11 protein-coding genes and 1 riboswitch are annotated in these 14198 nt (G+C 61.7%); of the genes, 6 read left to right on the top strand and 5 right to left on the bottom strand.

The genetic code is table 11. The annotated features are described in order from the left end of the window. The first annotated feature begins 59 nt into the window (after window positions 1–59). From msbA to C4J90_RS02490, 3 genes are all read left to right on the top strand, one after another. Window positions 60–1865: a lipid A export permease/ATP-binding protein MsbA gene (gene msbA, locus C4J90_RS02480; RefSeq protein ID WP_124360984.1), complete on the top strand. Its 1806-nt coding sequence runs from the start codon at window positions 60–62 to the stop codon at window positions 1863–1865. Window positions 1866–2073: 208 nt separating this feature from the next. Beyond that, entirely contained in the window at window positions 2074–3498 is a 1425-nt protein-coding gene (gene hldE / locus C4J90_RS02485) for a bifunctional D-glycero-beta-D-manno-heptose-7-phosphate kinase/D-glycero-beta-D-manno-heptose 1-phosphate adenylyltransferase HldE (protein WP_124419142.1), read from the top strand. Continuing rightward, window positions 3491–4426: an NAD-dependent epimerase/dehydratase family protein gene (locus C4J90_RS02490; protein WP_124413668.1), complete on the top strand. Its 936-nt coding sequence runs from the start codon at window positions 3491–3493 to the stop codon at window positions 4424–4426. Before hldE ends, C4J90_RS02490 begins: the two co-directional genes overlap by 8 nt. Window positions 4427–4494: 68 nt before the next feature. On the opposite strand, the gene C4J90_RS02495 is transcribed toward C4J90_RS02490, so the two are convergent. The 4 genes from C4J90_RS02495 to C4J90_RS02510 are packed head-to-tail and all read right to left on the bottom strand — an operon-like array spanning window position 4495 to window position 7880. Beyond that, window positions 4495–5463, bottom strand: a complete 969-nt coding sequence (locus C4J90_RS02495) for a metal ABC transporter ATPase (protein WP_124413669.1) — start codon at window positions 5461–5463, stop codon at window positions 4495–4497. Between the two features lie 41 nt (window positions 5464–5504). After that, entirely contained in the window at window positions 5505–6317 is an 813-nt protein-coding gene (locus C4J90_RS02500) for an aldo/keto reductase (protein ID WP_124419143.1), read from the bottom strand. Beyond that, window positions 6314–7489 carry an FAD-binding oxidoreductase gene (locus tag C4J90_RS02505; protein ID WP_124419144.1) on the bottom strand — a complete coding sequence of 392 codons (1176 nt, stop codon included), beginning with the start codon at window positions 7487–7489 and terminating at the stop codon, window positions 6314–6316. The genes C4J90_RS02500 and C4J90_RS02505 overlap by 4 nt, the downstream gene beginning before the upstream one ends. A 55-nt stretch (window positions 7490–7544) precedes the next feature. Further along, complete coding sequence (locus C4J90_RS02510; protein ID WP_124360990.1) at window positions 7545–7880, bottom strand: multidrug efflux SMR transporter; 336 nt, start codon at window positions 7878–7880, stop codon at window positions 7545–7547. A gap of 103 nt (window positions 7881–7983) precedes the next feature. On the opposite strand from C4J90_RS02510, the gene C4J90_RS02515 reads away from it, so the two are divergent. Next, entirely contained in the window at window positions 7984–8874 is an 891-nt protein-coding gene (locus C4J90_RS02515) for a LysR family transcriptional regulator (RefSeq protein WP_124419145.1), read from the top strand. A gap of 23 nt (window positions 8875–8897) precedes the next feature. Next, the gene (gene waaA, locus C4J90_RS02520; RefSeq protein WP_124419146.1) at window positions 8898–10175 is read left to right on the top strand and encodes a lipid IV(A) 3-deoxy-D-manno-octulosonic acid transferase; all 1278 of its coding nucleotides are present in this window, start codon (window positions 8898–8900) and stop codon (window positions 10173–10175) included. 123 nt (window positions 10176–10298) lie between these two features. On the opposite strand, the gene C4J90_RS02525 is transcribed toward waaA, so the two are convergent. After that, on the bottom strand, window positions 10299–11738 hold the full coding sequence (locus tag C4J90_RS02525; protein WP_124360993.1) for a TolC family outer membrane protein: 1440 nt from the start codon (window positions 11736–11738) through the stop codon (window positions 10299–10301). A gap of 195 nt (window positions 11739–11933) precedes the next feature. Further along, a riboswitch (TPP riboswitch) is annotated at window positions 11934–12039 on the top strand. Window positions 12040–12187: 148 nt separating this feature from the next. On the opposite strand from C4J90_RS02525, the gene thiC reads away from it, so the two are divergent. Beyond that, window positions 12188–14092, top strand: a complete 1905-nt coding sequence (gene thiC / locus C4J90_RS02530; RefSeq protein WP_124402873.1) for a phosphomethylpyrimidine synthase ThiC — start codon at window positions 12188–12190, stop codon at window positions 14090–14092. Window positions 14093–14198: the final 106 nt, after the last annotated feature.

The following is a 14198-nucleotide window of genomic DNA, read 5'->3' on the forward strand; positions in this document are numbered from 1 at the left end:
GCAAGTACAACAGAGAAGCTGTGCTAAAGTCAGCCTCCTTTTTCAAAACGCCGCGTGATATGACCGACTCCAGTCCGAGCGCAAGCCCTTCGAGCTTGAAAATATACTTCCGCCTGCTCAGTTACGTTAAGCCTTATATGGGCTTGTTCGCGTTGAGTATCCTTGGATTTCTGATTTTCGCGTCGACCCAACCGATGCTGGGTTACATCCTCAAATACTTCGTCGACGGCCTGTCCAACCCCGAAGCCGTGCTGTTTCCGACCGTGCCGTTCTTGCGCGACCTGCAGCTGCTGCAGGCGGTGCCGCTGCTGATCATTCTGATCGCGGCCTGGCAAGGCCTGGGCTCATTCCTGGGCAACTACCTGTTGGCCAAGGTCTCCCTGGGGCTGGTCCACGATTTGCGCGTGCAGTTGTTCAACAACCTGCTGACGCTGCCAAACCGTTACTTCGACAACCATAACTCCGGCCACCTGATTTCCCGCATCACCTTCAACGTGACCATGGTCACAGGGGCGGCAACCGATGCCATCAAGGTGGTGATCCGCGAAGGCATGACAGTGATCTTCCTGTTCGCCTCGCTGCTGTTCATGAACTGGCGCCTGACGCTGGTGATGATCGCCATCCTACCGTTGATTGCGGTCATGGTCAGCACGGCCAGCAAGAAATTCCGCAAGCAGAGCAAGAAGATCCAGGTGGCCATGGGTGACGTCACCCACGTCGCCTCGGAAACCATCCAAGGCTACCGCGTGGTGCGCAGCTTCGGCGGCGAGGTCTACGAGGAAAAAAGATTCTTCAAGGCCAGCCAGAGCAACACCAACAAGCAATTGCGCATGACCCGTACCGGGGCGATCTACACGCCGGCGCTGCAACTGGTGATCTACTCCGCGATGGCGGTGCTGATGTTCCTGGTGCTGTACCTGCGAGGCGATGCGTCGGCCGGTGACATGGTGGCCTACATCACCTTGGCCGGTTTGTTGCCCAAACCGATTCGCCAACTGTCGGAAGTCAGCTCGACTATTCAGAAAGGCGTGGCCGGTGCCGAAAGCATTTTCGAACAGCTGGACGAAGAGGTGGAGGTCGACCACGGCACCCTCGAGCGTGAAAAAGTCAGCGGCCGCCTGGAAGTGCGCAACCTGAACTTCACCTACCCCGGCACCGAGCGCCATGTGCTCAAGGACATCAGCTTTACCGCCGAGCCTGGGCAGATGATCGCCCTGGTAGGGCGCTCGGGCAGCGGCAAGTCGACCCTGGCCAGCCTGATCCCGCGGTTCTATCACCACGAGAGCGGTGAAATCCTGCTCGATGGCATCGAGATCGAAGACTACAAGCTGCTCAACCTGCGCAAGCACATTGCCCAGGTGACCCAGCACGTGACCCTGTTCAGCGACACCGTGACCAACAATATCGCCTACGGTGACCTGGCCGGCGCGCCACGCGAAGACGTCGAGGCGGCGGCGGCGGATGCCAACGCCAGGGACTTCATCGACCAGTTGCCCAAGGGCTTCGATACCCAGGTCGGCGAGAACGGCGTGCTGTTGTCCGGTGGCCAACGCCAGCGCCTGGCGATTGCCCGTGCCCTGCTCAAGAATGCGCCTGTGTTGATTCTCGACGAGGCCACCTCGGCCCTCGACACCGAGTCCGAGCGGCATATCCAGGCCGCGCTGGACAAGGTTATGCAGGGCCGCACGACGCTGGTGATCGCACACCGCTTGTCCACCATCGAAAAGGCTGACCTGATCCTGGTGATGGACGACGGTCGGATCGTCGAACGTGGCACCCACGGCGAATTATTGGCGCAGAACGGCTATTACGCCCGCCTGCATGCCATGGGCCTGGATGCGCCGGTAGCGGCTGATATCACCTGATCTGAAATACGCACACATCTACTGTGGGAGGGGGCTTGCCCCCGATAGCGAAGTGTCAGCCTGCACATATGTCAGCTGACCCACCGCCATCGGGGCAAGCCCCCTCCCACATTTGCCCTGCGCTTGATTCGGCGTCGCGCCAGTCGCAAGCCAGCGCAAACCCTGTGCTAATATCGCGCCCCTGTTCATTTTGTATGTGGGTTGCTCCATGAAGTTGTCCATGCCGCGATTCAATCAAGCCCCTGTCTTGGTGGTCGGCGATGTCATGCTCGACCGTTACTGGCATGGTGGTACCTCACGGATTTCCCCTGAGGCGCCGGTACCGGTCGTCAAGGTCGAGCAAATCGAAGACCGTCCGGGTGGCGCTGCCAACGTTGCCCTCAATATTGCCGCGCTCGGCGCCCCGGCCTCCCTCGTGGGTGTGACCGGTGACGACGAAGCGGCCGACAGCCTGGCCAATAGCCTGCGCGGGGCGGGCGTGCGCGCGTTGTTCCAGCGCATCGCGCATCAGCCGACCATCGTCAAGCTGCGGGTCATGAGCCGTCACCAGCAATTGCTGCGCATCGATTTCGAAGAACCCTTCGCCACCGACGCCCTGGCCCTCGGTGGTCAGGTCGAGGCGTTGCTCGAAGGCATCAAGGTGCTGGTGTTGTCCGACTACGGCAAAGGCGCCTTGAAGAACCACCAGGTGCTGATCCAGGCCGCCAAGGCCCGCAACATTCCGGTGCTGGCCGATCCCAAGGGCAAGGACTTCTCGATTTATCGGGGCGCCAGCCTGATCACGCCAAATCTCAGCGAGTTCGAAGCCGTCGTCGGTGGTTGCGCCGATGAGCACGAACTGGTGAGCAAGGGCGCGGCGCTGATGGCCGATCTTGACCTCGGCGCCCTGCTGGTGACCCGTGGCGAGCACGGCATGACCCTGCTGCGTCCAGGCCATCCGGCGATGCACCTGCCGGCGCGTGCACGGGAAGTGTTCGACGTCACCGGCGCCGGTGACACGGTGATTTCCACCCTGGCCGCGTCCATCGCCGCCGGTGAGGAGCTGCCCCACGCCGTGGCCCTGGCCAACCTGGCGGCGGGCATCGTGGTTGGCAAGCTGGGCACCGCTGCCATCAGCGCACCCGAGTTGCGTCGCGCCATCCAGCGCTCCGAAGGCTCGGAACGTGGGGTGCTGGGGCTCGAGCAATTGCTGTTGGCGATTGACGACGCTCGCGCCCACAACGAAAGCATTGTCTTCACCAACGGTTGCTTCGACATCCTGCACGCCGGCCATGTGACTTATCTTGAGCAAGCGAGCGCCCAGGGCGATCGCCTGATCGTCGCGGTCAACGATGACGCGTCTGTCAGCCGCTTGAAAGGCCCTGGCCGCCCGATCAATAGCGTCGACCGGCGCATGGCGGTACTGGCAGGTTTGGGGGCGGTGGACTGGGTGATCAGTTTTTCTGAAGGCACCCCGGAAAACCTGTTGGCCCAGGTCAAGCCAGACGTGCTGGTCAAGGGTGGTGACTATTCCGTCGACCAGGTAGTGGGTGCGGACATCGTCAGTGCCTACGGCGGCACGGTCAAAGTGTTGGGCCTAGTTGAAAACAGCTCAACCACAGCTATCGTCGAGAAGATCCGTAATAATGATTGATACTAAAAAGTGGGTTCTGATCACCGGTGGCGCTGGCTTTATCGGTTCGCATTTGGTCGATGCGCTGCTTGCGAGAGGCTATTGGGTGCGCGTGCTGGATAACCTATCCACGGGCAAGCGAAGCAATTTGCCGCTCGATAACCGGCGAGTCGATCTAATTGAAGGTGACGTCGCCAATGCCGAAGAGGTGGAGCGGGCCGCTGTCGGCGTGACTGCGGTGGTGCACTTGGCGGCGGTAGCTTCGGTACAAGCATCGGTGGATGATCCAGTCGGCACGCATCAGAGCAATTTCGTAGGCACCTTGAATGTCTGCGAAGGCATGCGTAAGGCCGGCGTAAAGCGTGTGGTATTTGCTTCCAGCGCAGCTGTGTATGGCAATAATGGGGAAGGTGCTTCGATTGAAGAGGAGACTGCTAAAGCTCCGTTGACACCTTATGCTTCGGACAAGTTGGCAGGTGAGTTCTACTTTGATTTCTATCGCCGTCAGCATGGCCTGGAACCGGTGATTTTTCGCTTTTTCAATATTTTCGGACCACGCCAGGATCCGTCATCACCGTACTCTGGCGTGATCAGCATTTTTAGCGAGCGTGCCCAGCGAGGTTTGCCTATTTCGGTGTTCGGCGACGGTGAGCAGACCCGCGATTTCATGTACGTTGAAGACTTGGTCGAGGTACTGGTGCAAGCCGTCGAAGCGCCAAGCGCACCCTTTGGGGCTATTAACGTCGGCTGGAACCGCACCACCACCCTCAAGCAGGTCCTGCACGCGTTGGAAGAGGCGCTGGGCTCGTTGCCTGCTGTGACGTACGAGCCGGCGCGCCCCGGAGACATTCGGCATTCAAGGGCGAATAACCAAAGGTTGCTGGCCAGTTTCAAGCCGCCTGAGCCTACTCTCTTGAAGGTTGGCCTGGAGCGTTTGTTGAACGGCTGACTTCTCTCCATGTAGGAGCTGGGTGGGTAGAGCCGTCCGGCTTGCTCCTTAGCGATAGCATTAACGCTTCAGTCCCTGGCTTTTTTCTTCGGCACGATCTTGCGCAGCATCTGCTGCGCCTTGCCGGTCAAGCGCTTGAGCTTCGACTCTTTTTCCGGTTCTGCCAGGCCTTGCTGGCGCAGCCAGTCCTTCCAGCGAATCCGCTCATCACGCACCAGCCAGCCCTCCTGCTGGGCGAAGCTTTCGGCCAGGTACAAACCACGCGTGCTCGCCGGGTACAACTGATCTTTCTTGACGGTGTACAGCTCGGCCAGCGGCTCGCCGTCTTTGAGCGGCATCAAGTACAGATCCGGACGCTGTCGATCCAGGCGCGCCACCAGTTGGTCACCTTCCAAGCGCTCATCCACATGAAACAGGCTCAGTGACTTGGCCTCCTTCGGCACTTCCAGGCGCAGATCGTAAATCAGCTGCAGTGACGCCGTCGGCAGGTGCACATAGGCCCGTGGGCGCTCAATCAACTGGGTGGTCGCACAGCGCACCGGGCGCGCGGCGCCGGACAGCGGGCTCAGGCGAAACGGCAGGGCTTCACGGTAATGCAGCGCGGCGGAGTAGGGCGCCGGCAGCCACGTGTCGTTGAAGCGCCCGCCGAGCCAGCCTTCCGGGGTTTCCAGCAAGCACTCTTCGGCAATTTCCTGGATGGCGGTATGCAGCGGCAGGTTCAGTTCATGGGCCGGGACGTAGCCGGAGATCAACTTGAGCACTACATCGCCGCGATCCTGGCGCCGCTGGCGCACCAGTACCCAGTAATCCTTGTTTTGCCAGTGCAGCGTCAGGCGCACCGAAACGCCGAGGTTCGCCAGCTCCAGGGTGAAGCGTTCGGCGTCCGGCACCTCGACCGGCTTGCGCCGTTGCAGGGTCTGGGCGAAGTTGAGCGGCATGCCGACGCTCTGGTAGCTCAGGCCTTCAGGGGTGGCTTCTACGTGCAGCGGCAGTGTCTTGAAGTTGCTCGGGTTCTTTCTTATGAGCGTACGCGGCATGTCGGCTCCTTTTTGCGACGGGGTCGGCCGCGTGGGCGGCATCAGAGTTGACGGATGACTCGGGCAGCGGTTGCCACGTTATGGGCCAGGTGCAGCGGATTAATCGTCCCGACAATAGCACTGGCGACGCCCGTTTGCGCAAACAACAACATGAAACTGGCCTGAATTGGATCCATTCCAGGCTCCAGACACACGTGGCCGCTGGCCAGGGCTTTTTTCACCAGGATGCCCTTGCCATGGGCCGCCGCGTATTCAATGACGGCTTTTTCAGCTTGTTCGTTCAAATTGTAAGTGACCATTGCGCAATCACCCTGTTCCAGCGCTTTCACGCCGCCTTCAACGGTCTTGCCGGAGAAGCCGAAACCGCGAATTTTCCCCTCTTTTTTCAGCGCCGCCAGGGTCTGGTACACCTCGCAATCATTGAGGATATGCAAGTCGTTACCATCAGAGTGCACCAGCACCAGGTCGATAAAATCCGTTTCAAGTCTTTTCAGGCTGCGCTCGATCGACATCCGCGTATGGGCGGCGCTGAAATCGTGGCGGGATACACCCGCTTCGAATTCCTCACCGACCTTGCTGACGATCACCCACTCCTTGCGCTGGCCGCGCAGCAGAGGCCCGAGGCGCTCTTCGCTGCGGCCGTAGGCGGGCGCGGTGTCGATCAGGTTGATGCCCAGCTGGCGCGCCTGGCGCAGCAACATCCGCGCCTCGTCGTCATCCGGAATCTTGAAGCCGCTGGGGTATTTCACCCCTTGGTCACGGCCCAGCTTGACGGTGCCCAGGCCCAGCGGCGACACCAGCAAGCCGGTACTGCCCAGGGGGCGATGCAGGTCGTGCAGGGTTGGCAGGCTCATGGCAACAGTTGCTCCCAGGCGGGTTGGCCGATAGCCGGCTTTGGCAGCTCGGGCAGGGAGGCGCTGGCGCTTGGGCGGATGCCATCGCGTTCCAGGCGGGTGATGACTCGGTCGGCGAAGTCCGGTGCCAGGGCCAGCTTGGTCGGCCAGCCCACCAACAGGCGACCCTGTTCGGCAACGAAGGCATTGTCGGGACGGGTCAGGCCCGATTGCAGTGGCTCGGCGCGGTTGACGCGCAGGGTGGCCCACTGGGTCTGGCTCATGTCGATCCACGGCAACAACTGGGCAAGCTCTTTCTGGGCAGTGGCGATCTGCTCTTGCGGCGTGCGAGCCACGCCGTCGGCCTCGGCGATATCACCACCGATGTACCACACCCAGCGACCGTCGGCGGCCGGGTGGGTGGTCACGGTCAGGCGCGGCTTGGTGCCGCCGCCCAGGCAGTGGGCATACAACGGTTTGAGGCCCGGGCCTTTGGCGAGGATCATGTGCAGCGGGCGGGTTTGCATCGCCGGCTGGCTCAAGCCCAGGGCCGCCAGCAGTTCGGCCGTGCCAGCGCCGGCGCTCAAGACGATGCGCTGGGCGCGGATGTCGCGGCCATCAACCTTCAAGCCGACCAGCGTGGCGCCGTCGAGCAGCGGTTCGATGTGCTCGCCTGCGAGCAAACCGTCACCGGCCAGATGCGCCAGGCGTTCAATCAGGCTTGGCACGTCCACCACCAATTCCGCCAGGCGATAGACCTTGCCCTTGAAGCGGCGATCTTGCAGCGCCGGGGGTAGTTCGTCGCCCTTGACCTGATCCACGCGACCGCGCACGGCCTTGCTGGCGAAAAAGCTGGTGAGATTGCCGGCGAGGGTGCCGGGGGACCACAGGTAGTGGGCTTCGGAGAGCAGGCGCACGCCGGAAAGGTCCAGTTCGCCAGTGCCGGCCAGGGCTTCACGCCAGCGGCGCGGCATGTCGGCAATTGCTTCGGAGGCGCCGGTGAGGGCGCCGTGCAGGGCGTATTTCGCGCCGCCGTGGATGATTCCCTGAGACTTCACGCTTTGCCCGCCGCCCAGGGTCGCGCTTTCCACCAGCACCGTGGAAAACCCCTGGCGGCGCAGGCGCGCATTGAGCCAGAGGCCGGCAACCCCGGCGCCGACAATCAGAACGTCGGTGGAAATAACGGATGGCATCGGCGACCTCAATGTTCAAGACAAGAGGCGCAGTATACAGGCTGTTGAGTGGCGGTCAGTGACCGGCGGTTTTCGAGAACAGCTGAATCACCACCACGCCCAGCACAATCAGCCCCATCCCCAGCATGGCCGGGATATCCAGCTTCTGCCCGTAGATGAACAACGCCGCAATGCTGACCATCACGATGCCCAACCCTGCCCATACCGCGTACGCCACGCCCACCGGCACCGTGCGCACCACCAGCGTGAGCATCCAGAACGCCACGCCATAACCGACGATCACCAGCAACAGCGGGATGGGGGTGCTCCAGCCCTTGATGGCTTTCATGGAAACGGTCGCGATCACTTCCGAGCAGATGGCGATGGCCAGGTAACAGTAGGCGGCGTTCATGGTGCGTTCCTCAAGGTGAAGCTCGTATGATAAGTTCGGCATTCTAGAGGTTCAACAGATGGGGTAAAGTCATTACCTATCCGAATTCAAGATAGGTTCAGCCATGAGCGTGCAGTGGGATCTGGAACAGATGCGCCTGTTTGTCGGCGTTGCCGAGCAGCGTTCGTTCTCTGCCGTGGCGCGCGGGCAACGCAAGGCGCAATCGGCCATCAGCAACGCTATTGCGATGCTGGAGGCGGACCTCGGCGTCAGCCTGTTCGAGCGTAGCAGCGGCCGCCAGCCGCGCCTGACCGAAGCCGGCAGTGTGCTGCTGGAGGAGGCGCGTGAAGTGCTGCGCCAGTGCGAGCGCCTGACGGGACGGGCGTTGTCGTTGACCCGGGGCGAGGAAGCGTGCCTGCGCCTGGCCCAGGACGAGGCGATGTTGTTCCAGCCGGTGCTCGACAGCTTGGAAGCGCTGGCCGTGCGCTATCCGTTGCTTGAAGTGCAGCTGTCCAGCGCCGCTCAGGGCGATGTGGCGCGCAAGTTGGTGGAACGCCAGGCCGACCTGGGCCTGTTGTTCTACCACGACCAGATCCCCGAAGCTCTCGAACGACGGGTGGTGGGCAGTGTGGAAATGGTCACGGTGTGCGGAGTGAATCACCCTTTGGCCAAGGAAAAGTACGTGGATTGCCAACGACTGGCGCAGTTTCGCCAGTTGCTGATGTCGACCCAGACCAGCGTCTACCCCGGCAGCGAAGCCGCCAGCCCGCTGGTGTGGCGGGCCGACAGCTTCTACGTATTGGCCGAATGGCTGATGAGCGGCCTCGGTTGGGCCTGGTTGCCACGGCATATCGTGCAATACCCGACCTACCAGCAACAAATGGTTGAACTAGACAGCGAATGGACCCCGCCGGCGCTGGTGGTGGAACTGGTGTGGCGCCGCGATGAGCCCCTTGGGCCGGCCGCGCGTTTTTTGGCTGAACGTTTTGCCGAGTGCCTGCAGGCGATCGACTGAAAAAGCCGATAAACTCCGCCGCCATGAATAGAACTCTCTACAGCTGTCTGTTTTACCTGGCGCTGCCGTTGGTGGCTTTACGTCTATGGTTACGCGCGCGCAAGGCGCCGGCCTATGCCAAGCGCGTGGGCGAGCGGTTTTCCTATGGCTTGCCGGTGATGCAGCCCGGCGGCATCTGGGTGCATGCGGTGTCTGTGGGCGAAAGCATTGCCGCCGCGCCGATGATCCGCGCCCTGCTGGAGCGTTATCCGCAGTTGCCGATGACCGTCACCTGCATGACGCCCACCGGTTCCGAGCGAATCCAGGCGCTGTTCGCCAATGAACCGCGCATTCAACATTGTTATCTGCCGTACGACTTACCCTGCGCCGCCAAGCGTTTCCTCGACCGGGTACAGCCCCGGCTGGCGGTGATCATGGAAACTGAATTGTGGCCTAACCATATTCACGCCTGCGCCCAGCGCGGTATTCCGGTGGCCCTGGCCAATGCGCGGTTGTCGGCGCGCTCGGCCAAGGGCTACGCCCGGTTTGCCAGGCTGACCGCGCCGATGCTGGCGCAAATGAACTTGATTGCGGTGCAGACCGAGACCGAGGCCGAACGCTTTCGCAGCCTCGGCGCGCGTCCTGAAACCGTTGAAGTCACCGGCTCGATCAAGTTCGACCTGACCGTCGACCCGCAACTGCCGGCCCGCGCCGCCGCCCTGCGCGAACAATGGGGTGCCGGTGAGCGGCCGGTGTGGATCGCCGCGAGTACCCACGAAGGCGAGGATGAGGTGGTGCTTGCGGCCCATCGCCAATTGCTCGCCAGCTATCCCAACGCCTTGCTGATCCTGGTACCGCGTCACCAGGAACGCTTTGACCCGGCCTTTGAGCGTTGCGTGCAGCAGGGCTTTTCCACGGTACGTCGTTCCAGTGGCGAGCCGGTCACCGCCCACACCTCAGTGTTGCTCGGCGACACCATGGGCGAGTTGCTGTTTCTCTACGCCTTGGCCGACAGCGCCTTTGTCGGCGGCAGCCTGGTCCCGACCGGTGGGCACAACCCGCTGGAGCCGGCCGCGCTGGGCAAGCCGGTGATCATGGGGCCGCACCTGTTCAACTTCCTGGAAATCACCGCGATGATGCGCGACGCCGGGGCGTTGCGTGAGGTGGATGATGCAGAAGGCTTGGCCGAGGCGGTGCGGCAGCTGTTCGAGTTGCCACAGGATGCGCGCAGGATGGCAGAGGCGGGGTTGAAGGTAATGCAGGCCAACCAGGGCGCGCTTAAGCGCTTGCTGGATGGCCTGGACAGACTGATAAGTCACTGACTCAACACTGAACCAACTGTGGGAGGGGGCTTGCTCCCGATAGCGGTCTGTCAGTTCAAGTTGTCTTGACTGACACTCCCTCATCGGGGGCAAGCCCCCTCCCACATTGGTTTTGCGGTGTGGTCAAGAACCTGGGCGGGCCTTCAGTTGCTCGGCGGCGGCTTTGGCCAGGTCCGGTGGCAGGAAGTCCTTGTCCGGGTTGTAGTCGGCCTTGAGGTAGCGCGTCAGGTCCTGCAGATCTCCTGGATTCAACGTGCCCGCAGCCTGCTTCAAGCGCAGGTTGTCGAGGATGTAGTCGTAGCGGCTATTGTTGTAGTTGCGCACCGACGCGTAGAGCTGGCGCTGCGCGTCGAGCACGTCGACGATATTGCGCGTGCCCACCTGATAGCCGATTTCCGTGGCTTCCACCGCGCTCTGGTTGGAGATGATCGACTGGCGGCGCGCCTGTACCTGCTCCACGTCGGTGTTCACCGCGCGGTGCAGGTTGCGGGTGTTTTCCACGACCTGGCGGCGCAGGCCTTCGCGTTGCTGTTCGGTCTGGCCCAGGCGCGAGTAGGACTCACGGACCTGGGAGCTGGTCAGGCCGCCGCTGTAGATCGGAATGTTCAGGCGCAGGCCGATGGTGCGCTGTTCGACGTCACCGCGATAGGGCGTGCCGAACGCATTCGGGTTGCTGAAACCCAGGGCATCGTTATCGCCTTTTTCGTACTGCGCCACTGCGTCCAGGGTGGGCGCGTGGCCGGCCTTGCGCTGCTTGAGGGTTTCCTCGGCGGCAGTGACGGCGTAGTTGCTGGCCAGCAGGTTCAGGTTCTGGCGGCCGGCAGTTTCGACCCAGGCTTTGGCGTCGTTCGGCAGCGGTGGCAACACCGGCAACGTATGGACAATGCCCTGGATCGAATTGTATTGGCGATTGGTCAGGGTGATCAGCGCCTCGAAGGCGTCTTCCACCTGGCGCTGGGCGAGGATACGGTTGGCTCGTGCCGTGTCATAGCTGGCCTGGGATTGCAGCACGTCGGTCTTGTCCGACAGGCCCACATCGAAGCGTTCATTGGATTGGTCCAACTGACGCTTGAAGGCATTTTCTTCGGCCTTGGTCGAGGCCAGGTTGTCTTGGGCGCGCAGCACGGCGAAGTAGCTTTCGGCGCTCTGCAGGATCAGGTTCTGTTCGGTCGCCGAGAGCTGCAGCGCCGCCTGCTCGTTGGTGGCTTCGGCAGCTTGCAACTGGAACCAGCGGTCGGCACGGAACAGCGGCTGGCTCAGGGTTGCACGCCAGGAGTGCGCATCGCGATTGGCGGTGGCGGCCGGCGTGTCGATCTGGGTGCGTACGTTGTTGATATCAGCGCCGCCGGTCAGGTTCGGCAGCAACCCGGCGCGAGCCTGGGGCACCACTTCTTTCTGCGCGCCGTACTGGGCGCGTGCGGCGGCCAGGTCGGCGTTGTTGTCCACCGCTTCCTGATAGACGCTGACCAGGTCGGTCCTGGCAGACAAGGGCGCTTCAGCTGCCCAGACCATTGTGTGGGTCGCACAAGACACGGCAACTGCCAGTGAAAGTTTGCGCAGCATGAGTCGATCCCTGAATAAATATTACGATGATAATGTGTTGGCCAAGGCTACGGTGACCCAACTGGAGCGTCAAGCCTTGAGGCAGCTCCCGAGTGTAGTGGCCGGACCGCGGCACAACAATCCTGCAATCACGCCATTTATCATGCCCAATGCAGCGCCATTGGCAATTTGCCCACGCCATGGTCTAGACTGGCCGCGTTCTTGTCGGGGTGCCTTGTTGGAAGGCTGAGATCGGTAAATACCGGATCCCGTTGAACCTGATCAGGTTAACGCCTGCGTAGGGAACAAGATTTCTCGTCACCCGGCGAGTCCTCTTGTGCTTCGTCCGGGAAGTTGTTCGACAATCGAACAGCCCTCGTGCGCCAAGCACAGCACTGGTTCCAGTGCCTCCGTCCGTCACAGGTTCGCTCCGACAAACATCCACCGCCTGGAGAGTTGGAGAGCCCGTGATGAGCACAGAAATAAAAAGTACAAAACTGAAAAACACCGTTCACTTGAGTGAATCGGCCAAGGTCGACTCCGGCTCCGTGCAGCCGTTTACCCGCTCGCAGAAGATCTACGTACAAGGCACGCGCCCGGACATTCGTGTGCCGATGCGCGAGGTCAGCCTGGATGTGACGCCCACCGATTTCGGCGGCGAAATCAACGCGCCCGTGGTGGTCTACGACACCTCCGGTCCGTACACCGACCCCAACGTGATCATCGACGTGCGCAAAGGCTTGGGCGATGTGCGCTCGCCCTGGATCGAATCTCGCGGCGACACCGAGCGCCTGTCGGGCCTGAGTTCGCACTTCGGTCAACAGCGCCTGAGCGATGCCGAGTTGACCGCCCTGCGTTTCGCCCATGTAAAGAACCCGCGCCGCGCCAAGGCCGGGGCCAACGTCACGCAAATGCACTACGCGCGCAAAGGCATCATCACCGCCGAGATGGAGTACGTTGCCATCCGCGAAAACATGAAGCTTGAAGAGGCCCGCGCCAGTGGCTTGCTTGACCAGCAGCACGCCGGCCACAGCTTCGGCGCCAGCGTACCGAAGATCATCACCCCTGAATTTGTGCGCGAAGAAATCGCCCGTGGTCGCGCGATCATCCCGGCCAACATCAACCACACCGAATTGGAACCGATGATCATCGGCCGTAACTTCCTGGTGAAGATCAACGGCAACATCGGCAACAGCGCGCTGGGCTCGTCCATTGAAGAAGAAGTGGCGAAACTGACTTGGGGTATTCGCTGGGGCTCGGACACGGTGATGGACCTGTCCACCGGCAAGCACATCCATGAAACCCGCGAGTGGATCATTCGCAACTCGCCGGTGCCGATCGGTACGGTGCCGATCTACCAGGCCCTGGAAAAAGTCGGTGGCGCCGCCGAGGACCTGACCTGGGAGCTGTTCCGTGACACCTTGATCGAACAGGCCGAGCAGGGCGTCGACTACTTCACCATCCACGCCGGCGTGTTGTTGCGCTATGTCCCGCTGACCGCCAAGCGCGTCACCGGCATTGTTTCCCGTGGCGGCTCGATCATGGCCAAGTGGTGCCTGGCCCACCACAAAGAGAACTTCACCTACACGCATTTCGATGAGATCTGCGAAATCATGAAGGCCTATGACGTCAGCTTCTCCCTCGGCGATGGTCTGCGCCCTGGCTCGATTGCCGACGCCAACGACGCCGCGCAATTCGGTGAACTGGAAACCCTTGGCGAGCTGACCAAGATCGCCTGGAAGCACGACGTGCAAACCATGATCGAAGGCCCGGGCCACGTGCCGATGCAGCTGATCAAGGAAAACATGGACAAGCAGCTCGAGTGCTGCGACGAAGCGCCGTTCTACACCCTCGGGCCGCTGACCACCGATATTGCGCCAGGCTATGACCACATCACCTCCGGTATCGGCGCGGCAATGATCGGCTGGTTCGGCTGCGCCATGCTCTGCTACGTCACGCCCAAGGAACACCTGGGCTTGCCGAACAAGGATGACGTGAAGACCGGCATCATTACCTACAAGATCGCGGCGCATGCTGCCGACCTTGCCAAGGGCCATCCGGGTGCGCAGATACGCGACAACGCGCTGAGCAAGGCACGCTTCGAGTTTCGCTGGGAAGACCAGTTCAACCTCGGCCTGGACCCGGACACCGCGCGTTCCTATCACGACGAAACCCTACCGAAGGATTCGGCCAAGGTCGCGCATTTCTGCTCGATGTGCGGTCCGAAATTCTGCTCGATGAAAATTACCCAGGAAGTGCGTGAGTACGCGGCTAACCAGCGCATTGAAGCGGTGGATGTGGACGTGGCCAAGGGCCTGGCCGAGCAGGCGGAGCGGTTCAAGCAGGAAGGCAGTCAGCTGTACAAAAAAGTCTGAAACCCATGATCATTCCCACGCTCCGCGTGGGAATGCATCCCGTGACGCTCCGCGTCACAAAGGCGGACGCAGAGCGTCCAAAGCGGCATTCCCACGCAGAGCGTGG

This window comes from Pseudomonas sp. R2-60-08W, from assembly GCF_003852335.1.
GTDB lineage: Bacteria > Pseudomonadota > Gammaproteobacteria > Pseudomonadales > Pseudomonadaceae > Aquipseudomonas.